Consider the following 15,359-nt stretch of genomic DNA (forward strand, 5'->3'; position numbering starts at 1 on the left):
AGACATTCCCAAAATTCTACTGTTGTCTGTGTATAGCTTTTGTTTCTAACTGACCAACGACAATAGTACCTTAGGATTACCTGTATGTTAGAAGAGTCCGAGGAACTTCTTCTTTTTGATCATTTCAGGTATTTCTTTATAGATTGTTCTTCCATCGACGAGCATCTCTGCGTTTTCCGTAAAGTAATAGACCATGTCTATTCCGTACTTTTTCTCTATATCGTCCATTGCTTCTTCCATCTTGAAGGAGCGGTTATGTATGTTATGGGCATCTGATGCGATGAAGTGTGTCAGGTTGGCTTCGATAAGCTGCTGTGAAAATTTCTGGATGTTTTTGCCGAAGTAGCCGACGAGACTGGAGGCGGTCAGTTGGGTAACGGCTCCGTTCTTGACCAGTTTGTAGAGTTTCTCCGGTCGTTCGATGAGTTCTGTGTTTCGTTCCGGATGGACGATGACGGGTGTCAGGCCCTCTACTTGGATATCGTAGAGTAGGCGTTCAGCGTATCTTGGAACGGAGCTTGATGGGAACTCGATAAATATATATTGTGAGGACTCGTTAAGAGAGAGAATTTCTCCCTTCTCATAATCTTCTAGAATTTCACCGTAGATACGGCATTCTTGTCCGGGTAAGACTTGGAGATTGATATTTTCGCTTTTTAACGTTGCATTTAGCTCCTGTACTAGTGGAAGGATAGCCGACTTTGTATTGTCGTACTTTCCATTCATATGATGAGGAGTCGCGATGATGGTATGAATGCCTTCTGACACGGCTTGTTTCGCCATGTCGATGCTGTCTTCGATAGTTTTTGCGCCGTCGTCAACACCTGGCAGAATATGACTGTGTATATCGATCAATCCGACTCCTCCTTTAATAGGTATTTCGACTCAATTTTGCCCTATCTACCATTTTACTCTATTGGGTATGGTTGTAAAGGGGTGAAAATTGTCGAATGTATACTATTTTTTTCCATAATAATAATAATAGCTTGTATCTTTATGTTCTCTATTATTTAATACAACACCTAGCAATTTGGCTTTTGTTGAAGAAAGCACGTCTTTCGCTTTCACTGCGCTATCAACCTCCGTTGTACCGGAGCTGACCACCAGTACAGTTCCATGGCATTGGTTAGCCAGTACCTGTGCGTCTGTTACGGCAAGGATAGGGGGTGTATCAAAGATCAGAACATCATATACCTGGTATGCTTCTACAAGGAAATCTTCCATTGATTTAGAACTCATTAGTTCTGCAGGGTTAGGCGGAACGGGTCCACATGTCAGGATATCTAAATTCTCGACATCAGAATGGTTGGTTACATCCGTTAGATTTTTTTGTCTCGATAAGACGGTCGTTAGTCCGAAGGTGTTCGTCAGGTTAAAGGTATAGTGCGCTGTCGGTTTACGCATATCCGCGTCTACCAAGAGGACCTTCTTCCCTTGTTGGGCAAATACGACTGCCAGGTTAGCGGCTGTTGTCGATTTCCCTTCTCCCGGACCTGAGGATGTGACCATGATGGAACGCATCTCATGATCGACGGATGAGAAATTGATGTTGGTACGAATGGTCTTGTATTGTTCTGAAATTGGAGACTTGGGATCTGTTTTCGTTACTAGTTTCCGTTTCGTATTCATCATGAGCTTTTTCTTATTCTTAGCCAATAGACTCACCTCGTACTCGTGTATTGCGTTCTGCGCGACTGTTTGTCTTATCTTCCTGGTCTTTAATCTTTGTGATTGAGCCCAGGACCGGCAGTCCTAAGATCTTCTCGATTTCCTGCTCGGTTTTAATGGTGTTATCAAGGAATTCTAATAGGAATGCAAGTCCGACTCCTGCCATCAGACCTACTACCATAGCAATAGCAATATTTAATAACGGTTTTGGCTTAATCGGAGATTGATGTTCCCCTACTTCTGCGGCGGCTAGGATTTTAACATTATCCACGCTCATAATTTTCTTGATTTCTGTTTGAAACACTTCAGCCGTTTTGTTGGCAATTTCGGCTGCCTGGTAAGGATCCGTGTCCTGTACAGAAAGATTGATAACCTGAGAGTCTTTCTCGCTTGCTACCGTCAGCTTTTCATTCAACTCTGACGACGTCATTTTCAGATCAAGATCAGAAATGACTTTTTCCAGAATGGCCGGGCTTTTCATAATGACATTGTACGTATTGATTAATTGAAGATTCGTTTGAATTTCACCAATGTTGTATGCCGGTTGATCCGATTTGGACTGGTTCACGAGCAGTTGGGTGGATGATTGATAGATTGGGGTCAATAGAAAGAAGCTGATCCCTCCACTGACGATTACAGCGGTCAACGTCATAAACAAGATTAACTTGATACGTTTCTTCAGTGTATCCATCAATTCTCTTAAACTGATTGTTTCTTCCATAAGTTCCTCCTGAATTACAAAAATATGTAATATTATATCATACCGCGTATTGTATTTTTTGTACTTTATTGTAATAATTTTAATAAACTTGTCATTTTATGCTTTTATTATATTAAACTATACATAGTACCCTATGAAAAGGGAGTCTCATAAGTTGGTAATAATTACTTACTTTTTCCCAAAAAGTTGGAGGTTAACATATGAAGAATTTTTTGCTAGTTCTATTAACAATTGGCTGTTGTGCATTCCTGATATTAGGGAACACATATTGGCATGAGAAGACGGCAGTGTCTTCTTATAGTAAGCAGCCTACAATGGAGAAAGTTGACTCAGCCCCTACAGAAGAAAAATCAGAGAGCCCTTTGTATTCGAACTGGCCGGAACGGGCGCAGAAGGCTTACAAGGATGCGGTAGAGAACGGACAGGCGTATAAGGTAGCCATTGTCGGGTCTCCAGCATTAGGTGCGGAGGAGAACGGCTGGAGTGTGCAACTGAAAGAAGAGTTGGAGAATGCTTATAGCGAATCCATGGAAGTCTCTGTTTTCCAATATGACACCGACTCCCTGAACTTTATTAATGGAGAAGAAGTGGATGAAGTGATTTCCTTTTCTCCCGATATGGTGTTATATGAGCCGTTTTCACTGAATAATAATAGTGTTGGTGTACTTGCTGAAGACAATCAAGACAGCATCGGCATTTTCCTGGAGAAGCTGAAGGGCGCAAATGAGGATGTCGTATTACTCCTTCAACCCTCTCATCCCATTTTCGGGGCAACGTATTATCCTATGGACGTGGAGAAGTTAAGGGCTTACGCGGAGGAAAAGGGTATTACCTATCTTGATCATTGGAGTGAATGGCCGACGGATGAATCCCTTAAGGACATGCTGGTGGAATCACAGGATACCCCGAATGAAAAAGGCTACACATTGTGGACTGACTACCTGACAGACTACTTTATTTCTGAGAAAGAATAAGTGTCATTTCGGGTGAAAAATGACTATTCATTTTCCAAATTATTTGATATGTTATTCAGTAGTCTAACTATTACGAATAAAATGAGGGTCATAACCATATGAGAAGCGAAAAACATAAAAAACGAAAGAAACGGACCTGGGTGAAGGTACTTGGAATCCTGGCGGTTCTGCTGGTGCTTGGCGGAGGAGCCTATGCGTACAGTGTCTACCATTCTCTTAACAAGGCAGTAGAAACGATGCATTCTCCCATTGAACGGGATGTATCTGAAAAGCGTACGAAAGAAGTTGAATTTAACGACAAAGAGCCTTTCTCTGTCCTGCTCCTTGGGGTTGACGAGCGGGAAAATGACAAGGGGCGTTCTGATTCTATGATTGTTCTGACTGTTAATCCTGAAGTGAAGTCGGTGAAAATGCTCAGCATCCCGCGTGACACTCTGACGGATATCATCGGACATGGTACCCGGGATAAAATTAACCATGCTTACGCCTTCGGTGGAGTGGAGATGTCCATGGATACGGTAGAGAACCTGTTGGATATTCCGATTGATTATTATGTTCAGATCAATATGGAAGGTTTCGCTGACATCGTAAATGCCGTTGGCGGTGTGACGGTTCAGAATGATATTGATTTCAATTATGACGGATACGATTTTAATAAAGGTGAACTTACACTGAATGGGAAAGAGGCACTTGCCTTTACCCGTATGCGTTATGAAGATCCACGCGGAGACTTCGGTCGTCAGCTTCGTCAGCGTGAGATTATCCAGGCTGTTATTAATGAAGGAGCAAGTGTTTCGAGCCTTTGGAAATTTGATGATATCTTTGATGCGCTGGGGAATAACGTGAAGACGAATATGAAGTTTGAAGAGATGGTGGATATTCAGAAGCATTATAAGGCGGCTGCGAAGAAGATTGAGCAGATCCGGATTGAGGATGGGTCTGGGACGAAGATTGATGGGATTTATTATTATGTGATTCCGGATGAGGAGATTGGTGAGATACAGGAGACTTTGAAGGAGCATTTGGAGCTACAATAAACATAGAAAGGCAAGAGATGATCACATTTTGATCATCTCTTGCCTTTTTTATTTCGAGAATGGATGCATAGTCTAGCAGAATCCTTAGGAAGATGGTGATTCACTCTTTGAAAGTCCTTTGATTTTCGTATGAAGGAGATTGACATATTTATCGTCTTCCTGCAACTCAAATACGGTGAGTGCCTTTTGCAAATACTTTAAGGTTAAGTCCCATTCACCTTTTAACTCATAGTTATACCCTATATGGTAATTGAATTCACCAAGTGCGAACATACTATCCTTTTGAATGCACCAGCTGATCCCCTTTTTACAGTACTGGATTGATTCATCCAACTTTTGCATCCGCGTGAGTACCCTTGCGAGATGGTAATAGAGTCTTGTAATAATGGTTAAATCAATCAAGTGGGGGACAGTATCAATGTGATGCTTGACCTCTTCGAATATTCTCAGGGCTTCCTCAATATTATCATTATAGTGGAATGCTCCCATGGTCATCATCATTTCCAATTCTCTTTCCGACCATACTTTACTCGACTCCTGAGTCAAGCCTATCGCTTCCTTCATCGTCTGTGATGCTTTCGCCTGATCTTTTTCTACCTCGAATTGATAGATCCCTTTATGCCAAAGCAGAAGTTGAAGATTCTTTTTATTTTGACTGAACAGTGGATTATTGATTTCTGTTTGGACGATTTCCATCATTTCTTCAAATTCCAGGTTTCGCCTTAATACCTTCAATTGATTTTCGACTTCCTGGATATAATCTAATCTTGGTGTCATCCCGATATCAAAGAAGTAGTTGACGTCGACACCGAGTTTTTGTGATATGAGGTAGAGGGTTGAGGCATATGGATAGACGATTCCTTTTTCGATTTTGCTTATTTGTGCCTGAGTGCAGACACCTTCCGCTACTTCTTCTTGAGATAGACCTATATTTTTCCGTAATTCCCTTATTTTCTTGCCTATTGCTAAGAAATCCAACGTGTCACCCCCAAAAATATTCCTAGAGTTATATTTTGAATAGAAAAGCATGTAATTCGTCTAGAAAATAGTGCAATAATAGGCGAAAAGACCTTTAATCGACTTTTACCATTTAATGAAAATATGTTTTAATAAAGTTAATATTAGTGGTATTAATAATAATACCGAATTTTCTACATTTTGAAAAAGGAGGAAAGTCCTATGAAAAGACGTATTTGCGCGGTATTAACAGCTTCTATCCTAGTTTTAAGCTTTGCTGGAATCGGATCAGCCAGTGCCGCTGAAGTTGCTCCTACAACAAAAACAGAATTGCCTCATCTATACAAAGCTGAATTGCCTCACCTATATTAATTATATAGAAACAACCATAAGTTGAATATAGCGTTTACTTAAAAAGCACTCTTACTCCGTATCAGTGCTTTTTTTATGGACTATGAGAAATATTCTTCTGGGAATATGCTTGTAGTTATATAAATACCGAAAAAGTGTCAAATTGGACTTAAATCCAATACAAATCACTCGTATTTGAGCAATGAGCCAAAATACCCTTTATTTTTACTTGTGCTAGGATAAAAGTACAATAACAGAAAGGGGGCTTCATGATGAAAAGCATAAGCATGAAAGTAAATCCTCTATACTCGGATATGGATATGTCGATCCAATTCCATTTCGAATTCTCTAAAGGTGATTGTAAGGTCGGAGAAGCCATGGTATCGACTTACCCTCTGAACGGCGAAGTAACTTATCGAAAGTCCCAGGGTGGACTATCCGCCAAACAGGAAAAATGTGCGGTCATCGACCACTTTGAGGTCGTCCAGGACCTAACCAAACCGTGCATGACCAAACTGACCCACTTCCTTAACGTCATCGGTATGAAAGAAATCCACTCAGGCTATGACCTGCAACTCGAAGCAACCAACTAAATGTGAGGGACGGACCTCTATATTCGTTTCACGTTATACATGAAAGCGCAGAATCTTGTTGGATTCTGTGCTTTTTAATTTGCGTTTTTAGATGGTTATTCATGGTATATTTTTTTAATAAAGGGGGCTAGGGAATGAATGTCTGTAAGGCTTTGTTTTGTTTATTGCTAATTTTCGCTTTGGATGGGTGCGGTGATCCGGATAAGGTGATTGAGGAAAGTCATCAAGCCTATGTATCTTCTTTCGGTTGGAAGATTGATTCGAAGATGGACGCAACTTCGGAAACCCTGCGACATGCCCCTGAACAAATAGACAATCTCAAAGTTGCCGGGATGGATTTCAGTCCATATCAAGGAAAAGAAGCGGTTATCACAACGTATATATTGAAGGATAAGCAGAAAAATGGAGACGATATGTGGGTAAAGGTTTATGAAGTGGAGGATGAGATTATCGGAGGATTTGGGATCTTGGAGGGGTGGGATCCCGGGCTGTTTTCTTTAGAGGATAAGGAGAGGGTGGTAAGGGACGGTATTATTCGATGAGATGAAGAAAAGCTTTGGCCGTTTGATGGAGGCCAAAGCTTATTCTTTATTTTATTAGAGTTTCTAAGATGAGCAGGGCCGCGATTCGGCTCGTCATGTCTCTAGTGTCGAGGGTTGGGTCGATTTCGACGATGTCCATGGTCGTGACCTTTGGATGTTGGAGGGCGGTTTGGATCGCCTCTGTGAGAGTATCCGGGTGCATACCCCCTGGACCGATCGCCGGGCAGCCTGGTGCATATGCCTGGTCAAGGACATCCATGTCGACGGATAGGTAGATGGTGTCGACTTTGGATTCCAGTTGGGACAGGGATTCTTGGATGAGTTTCGTTATTTGTTGTTGTCTGACGTCCTTCATCGTGTATACAGTGACGCCCTGCTCAATGGCGTAGTCATGATAGGCCTTCGCATTGGCGTAGTTCCGGATCCCGATTTGAATCAGATGCTCACCTTGAATGTGGCCACCTTCTATCAATCTTCTGAACGGTGTACCGTTAGTCGGCCCTCCATCCTCCGTGTTCCTGAGGTCATGATGGGCATCGAACTGGATGATTCCGACCGTCCCCTTCATTTCCTTGATGGCTTTGACCGTGGATGTGGTGATGGAATGGTCGCCTCCCAGGATGATGGTGAAGGGTGCCGCTTTCTTTTCGGTAGCTGCTTTGGTTGATTCATAGATTCGTTGATGTGACTCTTCGATTGATGTTGGGTGCATGGTGATGTCGCCGAAATCTATGATTGTTTTGCTTTCTTCTTGGAGGTCCGTCCCTCTTTCGATGTTGTAGGTTGTGAACGAGTTCAGGCAGCGTCTGATGGCATCTGGTGCGAAGCTTGCTCCTGAGTGGGAGATGGAGGGTTTGGAGAGGGGAGCGCCGATAATGGCGATATCCCCTTTCTTCTCTTCTTCCCATGGTGTCAGGAGTTCAGCCGCTTTCGTTGTGTAGCGGTCTTTAAACAGTGCCTTTCCTGCCGGCTTAATGTGTTGAAATGTGCTCATGAAGCTTCTCCTTACGGTAGATGATCCGGCCATCTTTCATAACGGTGTTGGTATGGTTAACTCCGTAATGATATGGAACGTAGTGATAGTTCGGTACATCCCAAAGGACGATGTCAGCTTTACGGCCTTTGATTAGCTTTCCTGCTGAGTCTCCCCTGTTGATCGCGTAGGCTGAGTTGACAGTGACGGCATTCCAGATTTCTTCCGGCGTCATCTTTAGTTGTAGGGATGCCAGGTTCATGATGAACTGCAGGTTCTCTGTCGGCGAGCTGCCTGGGTTGAAGTCCGTGGATAGGGCGACTGCCGCTCCCGCTTCCATCATGCCTCTTGCGTTGGCGAATTTGCCTTTGTTCAGGTAGAAAGACGTTCCTGGTAGAAGAACAGCTATGGTGTTGGTTTCGCCTAGTGCCTGGATGCCTTTGTCGGAAGCCCCCACTAAGTGGTCTCCGCTCGTTGCTCCTACTTCCGTTGCCATTTCCGTTCCGCCGAGTGGATCGATTTCGTCGGCGTGGATTTTGACGGAAAAGCCTTTTTCTTTGGCCGTTTTTAAAAATTGGCGAGACTGTTCGACGGTAAATACGCCTGTTTCGCAGAAGATGTCGACAAATTCGGCTAGTTGTTCTTTTTCGATGTCGGATAGCAGATTGAGCATTTCTTGTAGGAATTCATCGGAGCGGCCTTTGAATTCCGGTGGGATGGCGTGTGCTCCAAGGAATGTAGAGACGATTTCTGCCGGGTGGGATTCGTTTAATTGTTTGGCCACTTTCAGCTGTTTTATCTCTGTCGGACGGTCAAGGCCGTAGCCGCTTTTCGCTTCAACTGTTGTAACTCCGTATGAGATCATTCTGTTCAGATGGAAACGTGCTTTTGTTAGTAACTCTTCTTCCGATGCTTCGCGGGTGGCACCTACTGTAGAGAGGATGCCTCCTCCACGCTTCAGAATTTCTAAATATGGAACTCCTTGCTGCTTCAGGGCCATTTCGTGTTCGCGGGAGCCGCCGAAGACCAGATGTGTATGTGGGTCTACCAGACCTGGTGAGACAAGCTTTCCTTCTGCGTCGATCCGTTCCGTCGCTTTGAGGGTTTGTGCTTCTTCATGCGTGCCGATCCAGGCGACAAGGCCGTCCTTGATGGCTAATGCTGCATTTTCCAGAACAGGGAGGGTGCTCATCGCCTCCCCTTTCAGAGGTCCGTCCCCGTGATCCATTGTCAGGAGCTGGCCGATATTGTCAATGATTGTGTCGAATTGTGCTGCGGTCATATTACTCTCCTCCTTTGTTCATCGGGATGTGGATGTTGTGTTTTTCAGCTGTTTTTTCTGCAATGTCGTAGCCTGCGTCCACGTGACGGATAACGCCCATACCAGGGTCTGTTGTCAATACTCGCTCTAATCGTTCCTGTGCTAGATCTGTCCCGTCTGCTACAACGACCATTCCGGCGTGTAATGAGTAGCCCATACCTACTCCGCCGCCGTGGTGGAAGGAGATCCAGGAGCCGCCTGCCGCTGTGTTGATAAGGGCGTTCAGGATCGCCCAGTCACCCACTGCGTCACTGCCGTCCTTCATGCTTTCTGTTTCACGGTTCGGTGAAGCTACTGATCCACAGTCCAGGTGGTCACGGCCGATGACGATCGGTGCTTTCAGCTCGCCATTACGTACCAGTTCATTGATGGCAAGACCCATTTTCACGCGCTCACCATAGCCTAACCAGCATATACGGGAAGGAAGCCCTTGGAACGCTACTTGCTCCTGTGCCATATCGATCCAGCGATTCAGCGCTTCGTTTTCTGGGAAAAGCTCTTTGATCAGGCGATCTGTTCTATAGATATCTTCTGGATCACCGGAAAGTGCTGCCCAACGGAAAGGTCCTTTTCCTTCACAGAATAGCGGACGGATGTAGGCCGGTACAAAGCCAGGGAAATCAAAGGCATTGTCGACTCCTTCATCCTTCGCGACCTGACGGATATTGTTGCCGTAGTCGAATACGATGGATCCTCTATGCTGGAATTCAAGCATCGCTTCTACGTGCTTGGCCATGCTTTTTTGTGAAAGGGCCGTGTATGCTTTCGTGTCCTGTTTGCGAAGCTCTGCCGCTGCTTCTAGTGTATACCCTTCAGGGACATAGCCGTTCAGTGGATCGTGGGCTGATGTTTGGTCGGTTACGATGTCGATTTTCACGTCACGCTTGAGGAGTTCATGGTGAACTTCTGCTGCGTTTCCTAGTAAAGCGATGGAAAGTGGCTTGGCTTGATCACGTGCTTCATACGCCATCATCAGAGCTTCTTCGATGGAATCGGTTTTCACGTCACAGTATTTAGTGTCAAGGCGCTTTTGGATACGCTCTGCGTCTACATCGACTGCGATTACGACTCCACCGTTCATCGTAACGGCGAGTGGCTGCGCGCCACCCATTCCGCCTAATCCGGCAGTAAGGGTGATCGTCCCTTTAAGGGAGTTGTTGAAATGTTTTTTCGCAAGAGCGGCGAACGTTTCGTACGTCCCTTGGAGGATTCCTTGTGTACCGATATAAATCCAGCTTCCTGCCGTCATTTGGCCATACATCATGAGGCCTTTTTGATCGAGCTCGTGGAAATGCTCCCAGTTCGCCCATTTCGGTACAAGTACTGAGTTGGATAGTAGGACTCTCGGAGCTGCTTTATGAGTTTTGAACACACCAACCGGCTTTCCGGATTGGACGAGCATGGTTTCATCGTTCTCTAGGTTTCTGAGTGTGTGGACGATGGCGTCGAAGGACTCCCAGTTACGTGCCGCTTTCCCGATTCCGCCGTAGACGACTAGCTCTTCAGGGATTTCTGCAACCTCCGGATCGAGGTTATTGTAGAGCATGCGGAGAACCGCTTCCTGCTCCCATCCTTTACATTCGAGGTCCGTCCCTCTTTTTACTTGTACGATACGTTTGTCTGCCTTAACCATTTGTCGTTTCCTCCTTTGTTTTGGTTGGTTTGATCAGTGTGCTTAGCGTCGTTTGTTGCAGCCACTCGTTGGCTTTTTCTATGTCTTTCGAGAAGATGCGGTCCTTTGTAATGGAAGGAATGACCTTTCTCGCTTCTTCGTAAAATTGTCTTGTCTTGCTTGCCATGAGGTCCGTCCCTCGATGTTCAGCTGCCTGTAAGTTGCAGATGAGTTCGACAGCGAGGACTCTTCTTGTGTTCTGCAGGATCTGGTAGGCGTGACGTGATCCGATTGTCCCCATGCTGACATGGTCTTCCTGGTTGGCGGATGACGGGATCGAGTCGACGCTTGCCGGGTGGGCAAGGGTTTTGTTTTCGGATACAAGTGACGCCGCGCAGTATTGCATGATCATCGCACCTGACTGCAGTCCAGGCTGCGGGCTTAAGAAAGGTGGCAGGTCATTGAGCTGCGGGTTTACGAGACGTTCAATTCGTCGTTCTGAGATGTTGGCGAGCTCTGCGACGGCGATCTTCATGAAGTCCATGGCAAACGCGATCGGTTGGCCGTGGAAGTTCCCACCGGAGATGATCTTTTCCCCGTCGTCGAAGATCAGCGGATTATCCGTCGCCGCGTTCATTTCGATTTCCAGTTTTTCTTTTACGTAATCAAGAGCCTGCCAGGATGCTCCATGTACTTGCGGGATGCACCTTAGAGAGTAGGCGTCCTGTACTCGTAGCTCTCCCTGTTTCGTTGTGAGTTTGCTGTCTTCTAGGTAGTTTCTGATTCGTTCAGCTGTTGCGACCTGTTGAGGATATCCCCTTACTAAATGAATATCTTCGTCGAAGGCATCCATGATTCCTCTTAATCCTTCCATAGTCAGACTGGCAATCATCTCACTTTGGAAAGCAAGTTCTTCTGCCTCCAGGTAACCGATGACGCCCATTGCCGTCATGGCCTGTGTTCCGTTGATCAGTGCCAATCCTTCTTTCGCTTGAAGCTGGATTGGGAAGATGTTTTCTTTAGATAGGACAGTGAGTGTCTGATGAACTTCACCCCCATAGTGAACTTCTCCCTCTCCCATTAGAGCAAGTGCCAGATGGGAAAGCGGCGCTAAGTCTCCGCTTGCACCAAGTGAACCCTGCTGAGGGATTACTGGATGGATCCCTTTGTTCAGGAATTCAGCCAAACGTTCTACGATGACCGGTCTAACCCCGGAATACCCTTTTAAAAGAGCGTTACATCTTAGTAGAAGCATCGCACGTGAAACATTCTCCGGGAACGGGTCACCCACTCCACAAGCATGGGAATGAATGAGGTTGAGCTGAAGCTCCTCCACATCTTCCGCATCGATCAGAACATCACTAAACTTCCCAAAGCCCGTGTTGATTCCATACACCACGCGCTTCTCCTTCACAATCTTCTCAACCGCCGCGCGACTCTTCCTCACCCGCTCCATACTCAGCGGCGAAAGCTCCACATGCTCCTTCCCATAAATCACACGCTTCGCCTCATCCAAACTCAAACTACAACCCGTCAACTCCACCATTCTGATCACCTCTTCAATGTATTTGTTAGGGACGGACCTCTGAAAAACACCTATTTTCGGTTCGTTCCCACTGCTATTTGCCGTTATTACTGGGATTTTCTCTTTAACGCTTTAATCTGTTGTGGGACGGACACCTGCACGTACCCACACAAAAAGGAGGCTCGACCAAAGACAGACTTCTGCCGTTGGTCGAGCCTCCTTTCAACTAATATCTCTAGGCTCTAAAGTTTTTAAATATGATTGATTCCAAGTCCGATCGTCTCGTGCTCCAATCCCTTAATGGGTGCACCGATCGTTCCGTATAACGCTACTGCGATCCATTCGCCTTCTTCTTCACTCTCATATGGAGTGCCCCTGACAACGGAAAAGCGCAATCCTACTGTCCGCAGGATCTCTCCCAATTGCGTTTGACCACGGGTGACCCCCGTTAAAGCTTCCATTATCGCATGATACAAGGCATGCATCTCCCGGTACAGATCTTCCCGGACCAGGTCACTCCTCTTCGCTGCCGTTTCAATCGCGGCCACGATCTTCTGGCTGTCCATGGATCCGATCTTTCCGGTGCAGTAACTCCAATTCAGTTCATTGAAATGACGATTCCATTCCTCTTCCTCCCTGTCCAGTAGGAGAAGAAGCATGGCGTTCTTTCCGATACGAGTATGATCTGTCTTATCCAAGTGGCATTCGCACCTTCAGTGAAAATTCTAAAAATACTAATAACTACTATTATTGTATGGTCTGAATCGAAAGAGGTCAACGAAAAAAGTGGTGATTTTAGAAACTTAGAGAGGTAGTTTGGTAGCGTGGTAAAGGGTTTTTGAGGTGTAATAAGAGCGACGGAGGTATAGAACACACTGTGAAGGTCCGTCCCTCAAAAAAAGACGTACCTATTCAGATTAGGTTCGCCTGATTCCTCCTTTACTCTTCTTGTTTTTTGCCTTTACCTTTGTATACCTTGGGGCTGTTCATGAGGTAGGTGACGGTGCCGTCTTCGGACTTCAGGCTCAGGTAGGAGAGAATGTCCTGTATGTCTTCACTTGAAAGTGGGCCGTCCACAGGATAGAGAGGCAGGATATTCAGTTTCTCAACACCATTCCGCTTTTCAAGTACAACCTTGCAGTCCTTCGGGGCGGTGTCTCCAATGCGGACAAACTTAAACGGGATGGAGTGTTGTCGGTCGATGGGTACGGCGAATAGCGTGGTGAAACCGACTGTTTCAAGAATCTTGTCCGAATACATGATGCTCTCAAGCGCATGGGAAAACCCAGGTGGCTGGTTCACGACGACTAATTTACTGTGATAATGCTGTCCTTGAAAGACAACTAAATGCTTTTTTGATTTCTTTATGCTCCTTTTGGAAACGTGAAAATCTTCAAATACCAATATATATTCTTTATTCATTTGTTCCTCCCTTAAAAATAGTTATTTTGTCCTACACATTTAAATTTTCGACACAGTTATAGATAATCCTCTAAAATTTTCCAAAAATATTATATATTTTTCACTTTTTAATTGTATTTTTGTCGATTGGATCATCTTGGACTTCTTTTTCTACATAATTCTTGTACCGTTTGACTTGAGGTGCCGGAAAATAATTGAGAGTACGTTCCTTTGAAAGAAGTGGATGATCGATGGAGTGAATATAGAAAGGATAACTGCTCCATGGGTAAGACTCGGGGTGGATGGTGAGTTTCCCTTCAACGGGATTTTGATGAATATACCTGCTGGCTTTAATAAAGTACGATGGGGTATCGATCTTGGTGGAGCCATATCGTCCTTGGAAAACATGGCCGACATATTCATATTTCTTGTTGAAATAAACGGCATAGCGCGTATGGAAGGTTCGTATGATATTCTCCAGTGGGACATCGTGGGTTTCGATCAGCAGATGAATGTGGTTGGGCATTAAGCAGTAGGCGTGGATGGTAAATGGATACTTATCTTTCGTCTCTTGCAAATACATTAAATACTTCCTACGGTCTTCTTGATCATGAAACAGGTCCTGCTTCCTGTTCCCTCTCGCCGTCACATGGTAAGTGGCACCCGGACTCCAATTCCGAGGCATTCGCACCATAACATCACTCCTTCTCTTTCAATTAAAATCGTACACTAACCTATTCGACATAACTTCCTAAAATCCTCTTTTTTTGTTGAGGGACGGACCTTTAAATTCATTGATTGCTTTGAAAAAATGAACCGGGTAGAGGTCCGTCCCTCACGATTTCTAGTAATGGTTCTTTTTATAGTAGATTAATAGCTGTTTTCCATTTTGTTGTGTGCTGAGTACAAGGTTTGAATTTGATTTCAAATGAACCCATGTGACCTGTTTCTCTGCTCCCCTTATGGTCAGAAGTCCGACTCTCCCCTTTTCTCGCTCCCCCATTCTATCTCCACCTTTACCCCCAAATCGACAAAATTACAAATATATTTACATTTTAATACGTTTCACTTTGCCATTGTATACTTTTTCCATTTTATTTATATTTGTAATCAAAATAAGTATTTCAAATCGTGTAATTTCCTAATCCCTGTACATAAAACCTTTATCTTGAAGAAAAAAGGGATAGTCGGTGAAAACGATGGATTTACATGTAGAGTTACAGCATTATCGCAATGACGTATTGGAACTTACACAGAGAGAAGCCGCCCTTCGTTTAAATATTAACCAGAGCACGTTATCAAACTATGAAAATGGCACAAGGGACATCCCCTACAAGATGCTCCTTACCTTTAAAGAAGTCTATAAAATCCCCACCCATGAGATGAACCGGATCATGTACGGCGAGGAGAGCCGTGGTCACGGACAAAGTCACGACCCTATGATCCTAAGAGAACACTTCGAAGACGACGAGACAAGAGAAATCATGAAGACCCTTCAGGAGCACCCAAAACTCAGGCGAACTTTATCATCCCTCTCCTACTTCACTGAAAAGCGCAGAGAAAAGTTCATCTCCCAGGTTAATCATCTCTATCAGACGGTGAAGGACTGGTAGGAGGGACGGACCTCGCATTTAGGGACCAAAACCTTGTTATAACGGGGTTTTGGTCCTTTTTCAGTCTTGAA

18 protein-coding genes are annotated in these 15,359 nt (G+C 44.8%); 6 read left to right on the top strand and 12 right to left on the bottom strand.

Annotation, left to right across the window (positions count from 1 at the left end):
• Positions 1 to 87: 87 nt before the first annotated feature.
• The 3 genes from ACIGG7_RS17750 to ACIGG7_RS17760 all read right to left on the bottom strand — a co-directional run bounded on the left by ACIGG7_RS17750 (position 88) and on the right by ACIGG7_RS17760 (position 2,389).
• Positions 88 to 855 carry a tyrosine-protein phosphatase gene (locus ACIGG7_RS17750; protein ID WP_397550501.1) on the bottom strand — a complete coding sequence of 256 codons (768 nt, stop codon included), beginning with the start codon at positions 853 to 855 and terminating at the stop codon, positions 88 to 90.
• Between the two features lie 102 nt (positions 856 to 957).
• Positions 958 to 1,629, bottom strand: a complete 672-nt coding sequence (locus ACIGG7_RS17755) for a CpsD/CapB family tyrosine-protein kinase (protein ID WP_397550666.1) — start codon at positions 1,627 to 1,629, stop codon at positions 958 to 960.
• A 19-nt stretch (positions 1,630 to 1,648) separates the two neighbouring features.
• On the bottom strand, positions 1,649 to 2,389 hold the full coding sequence (locus tag ACIGG7_RS17760) for a YveK family protein (protein WP_397550502.1): 741 nt from the start codon (positions 2,387 to 2,389) through the stop codon (positions 1,649 to 1,651).
• Positions 2,390 to 2,589: 200 nt separating this feature from the next.
• Here ACIGG7_RS17760 and ACIGG7_RS17765 point away from each other — a divergent pair, with 200 nt between their 5' ends.
• Together ACIGG7_RS17765 and tagU are read left to right on the top strand one after the other, a co-directional pair.
• The gene (locus ACIGG7_RS17765) at positions 2,590 to 3,363 is read left to right on the top strand and encodes an SGNH/GDSL hydrolase family protein (RefSeq protein WP_397550503.1); all 774 of its coding nucleotides are present in this window, start codon (positions 2,590 to 2,592) and stop codon (positions 3,361 to 3,363) included.
• A gap of 98 nt (positions 3,364 to 3,461) precedes the next feature.
• Positions 3,462 to 4,400: a polyisoprenyl-teichoic acid--peptidoglycan teichoic acid transferase TagU gene (tagU, locus tag ACIGG7_RS17770; protein WP_397550504.1), complete on the top strand. Its 939-nt coding sequence runs from the start codon at positions 3,462 to 3,464 to the stop codon at positions 4,398 to 4,400.
• Between the two features lie 84 nt (positions 4,401 to 4,484).
• Here the strand turns inward: tagU and ACIGG7_RS17775 are convergent, their stop codons facing one another.
• Positions 4,485 to 5,378: a helix-turn-helix domain-containing protein gene (locus ACIGG7_RS17775; protein ID WP_397550505.1), complete on the bottom strand. Its 894-nt coding sequence runs from the start codon at positions 5,376 to 5,378 to the stop codon at positions 4,485 to 4,487.
• A gap of 201 nt (positions 5,379 to 5,579) precedes the next feature.
• Between ACIGG7_RS17775 and ACIGG7_RS17780 the strand changes: the two genes are divergently transcribed.
• From ACIGG7_RS17780 to ACIGG7_RS17790, 3 genes are all read left to right on the top strand, one after another.
• The gene (locus tag ACIGG7_RS17780) at positions 5,580 to 5,729 is read left to right on the top strand and encodes a hypothetical protein (protein ID WP_397550506.1); all 150 of its coding nucleotides are present in this window, start codon (positions 5,580 to 5,582) and stop codon (positions 5,727 to 5,729) included.
• Between the two features lie 248 nt (positions 5,730 to 5,977).
• Entirely contained in the window at positions 5,978 to 6,301 is a 324-nt protein-coding gene (locus ACIGG7_RS17785; RefSeq protein ID WP_397550507.1) for a hypothetical protein, read from the top strand.
• 134 nt (positions 6,302 to 6,435) lie between these two features.
• A complete protein-coding gene (locus ACIGG7_RS17790) occupies positions 6,436 to 6,843 on the top strand; it encodes a DUF4830 domain-containing protein (protein WP_397550508.1) in 408 nt (135 codons plus the stop codon).
• Positions 6,844 to 6,889: 46 nt separating this feature from the next.
• Here ACIGG7_RS17790 and hutG read toward each other — a convergent pair whose 3' ends face one another.
• From hutG to ACIGG7_RS17830, 8 genes are all read right to left on the bottom strand, one after another.
• Entirely contained in the window at positions 6,890 to 7,837 is a 948-nt protein-coding gene (gene hutG / locus ACIGG7_RS17795) for a formimidoylglutamase (RefSeq protein ID WP_397550509.1), read from the bottom strand.
• The gene (gene hutI / locus ACIGG7_RS17800) at positions 7,815 to 9,098 is read right to left on the bottom strand and encodes an imidazolonepropionase (RefSeq protein ID WP_397550510.1); all 1,284 of its coding nucleotides are present in this window, start codon (positions 9,096 to 9,098) and stop codon (positions 7,815 to 7,817) included. Before hutI ends, hutG begins: the two co-directional genes overlap by 23 nt.
• A gap of 1 nt (position 9,099) precedes the next feature.
• Entirely contained in the window at positions 9,100 to 10,770 is a 1,671-nt protein-coding gene (hutU, locus tag ACIGG7_RS17805) for a urocanate hydratase (RefSeq protein ID WP_397550511.1), read from the bottom strand.
• A complete protein-coding gene (gene hutH / locus ACIGG7_RS17810; RefSeq protein ID WP_397550512.1) occupies positions 10,763 to 12,295 on the bottom strand; it encodes a histidine ammonia-lyase in 1,533 nt (510 codons plus the stop codon). The genes hutU and hutH overlap by 8 nt, the downstream gene beginning before the upstream one ends.
• A gap of 230 nt (positions 12,296 to 12,525) precedes the next feature.
• On the bottom strand, positions 12,526 to 12,972 hold the full coding sequence (gene hutP / locus ACIGG7_RS17815) for a histidine utilization transcription antiterminator HutP (protein ID WP_397550513.1): 447 nt from the start codon (positions 12,970 to 12,972) through the stop codon (positions 12,526 to 12,528).
• A gap of 241 nt (positions 12,973 to 13,213) precedes the next feature.
• Positions 13,214 to 13,696, bottom strand: coding sequence for a hypothetical protein (locus ACIGG7_RS17820; protein ID WP_397550514.1), 483 nt, complete (start codon positions 13,694 to 13,696; stop codon positions 13,214 to 13,216).
• Positions 13,697 to 13,796: 100 nt separating this feature from the next.
• Positions 13,797 to 14,369: an REP-associated tyrosine transposase gene (locus ACIGG7_RS17825; RefSeq protein ID WP_397550515.1), complete on the bottom strand. Its 573-nt coding sequence runs from the start codon at positions 14,367 to 14,369 to the stop codon at positions 13,797 to 13,799.
• A 150-nt stretch (positions 14,370 to 14,519) separates the two neighbouring features.
• A complete protein-coding gene (locus ACIGG7_RS17830; RefSeq protein WP_397550516.1) occupies positions 14,520 to 14,678 on the bottom strand; it encodes a hypothetical protein in 159 nt (52 codons plus the stop codon).
• Between the two features lie 196 nt (positions 14,679 to 14,874).
• On the opposite strand from ACIGG7_RS17830, the gene ACIGG7_RS17835 reads away from it, so the two are divergent.
• Positions 14,875 to 15,288, top strand: coding sequence for a helix-turn-helix domain-containing protein (locus ACIGG7_RS17835; RefSeq protein ID WP_397550667.1), 414 nt, complete (start codon positions 14,875 to 14,877; stop codon positions 15,286 to 15,288).
• Positions 15,289 to 15,359 lie beyond the last annotated feature (71 nt).

The sequence above is a fragment of the Rossellomorea sp. NPDC077527 genome (assembly GCF_044542955.1).
Lineage (GTDB): Bacteria > Bacillota > Bacilli > Bacillales > Bacillaceae_B > Rossellomorea > Rossellomorea aquimaris_E.

Coding starts and splice junctions, on each gene's coding strand:
- ACIGG7_RS17790 (WP_397550508.1), top strand. CDS start 6,436: ATGAATGTCTGTAAGGCTTTGTTTTGTTTATTGCTAATTTTCGCTTTG.
- ACIGG7_RS17835 (WP_397550667.1), top strand. CDS start 14,875: ATGGATTTACATGTAGAGTTACAGCATTATCGCAATGACGTATTGGAA.
- hutI (WP_397550510.1), bottom strand. CDS start 9,098: ATGACCGCAGCACAATTCGACACAATCATTGACAATATCGGCCAGCTC.
- ACIGG7_RS17825 (WP_397550515.1), bottom strand. CDS start 14,369: ATGGTGCGAATGCCTCGGAATTGGAGTCCGGGTGCCACTTACCATGTG.
- tagU (WP_397550504.1), top strand. CDS start 3,462: ATGAGAAGCGAAAAACATAAAAAACGAAAGAAACGGACCTGGGTGAAG.
- ACIGG7_RS17820 (WP_397550514.1), bottom strand. CDS start 13,696: ATGAATAAAGAATATATATTGGTATTTGAAGATTTTCACGTTTCCAAA.
- hutU (WP_397550511.1), bottom strand. CDS start 10,770: ATGGTTAAGGCAGACAAACGTATCGTACAAGTAAAAAGAGGGACGGAC.
- hutH (WP_397550512.1), bottom strand. CDS start 12,295: ATGGTGGAGTTGACGGGTTGTAGTTTGAGTTTGGATGAGGCGAAGCGT.
- ACIGG7_RS17760 (WP_397550502.1), bottom strand. CDS start 2,389: ATGGAAGAAACAATCAGTTTAAGAGAATTGATGGATACACTGAAGAAA.
- ACIGG7_RS17780 (WP_397550506.1), top strand. CDS start 5,580: ATGAAAAGACGTATTTGCGCGGTATTAACAGCTTCTATCCTAGTTTTA.
- hutG (WP_397550509.1), bottom strand. CDS start 7,837: ATGAGCACATTTCAACACATTAAGCCGGCAGGAAAGGCACTGTTTAAA.
- ACIGG7_RS17755 (WP_397550666.1), bottom strand. CDS start 1,629: ATGAATACGAAACGGAAACTAGTAACGAAAACAGATCCCAAGTCTCCA.
- ACIGG7_RS17765 (WP_397550503.1), top strand. CDS start 2,590: ATGAAGAATTTTTTGCTAGTTCTATTAACAATTGGCTGTTGTGCATTC.
- ACIGG7_RS17785 (WP_397550507.1), top strand. CDS start 5,978: ATGATGAAAAGCATAAGCATGAAAGTAAATCCTCTATACTCGGATATG.
- ACIGG7_RS17830 (WP_397550516.1), bottom strand. CDS start 14,678: ATGGGGGAGCGAGAAAAGGGGAGAGTCGGACTTCTGACCATAAGGGGA.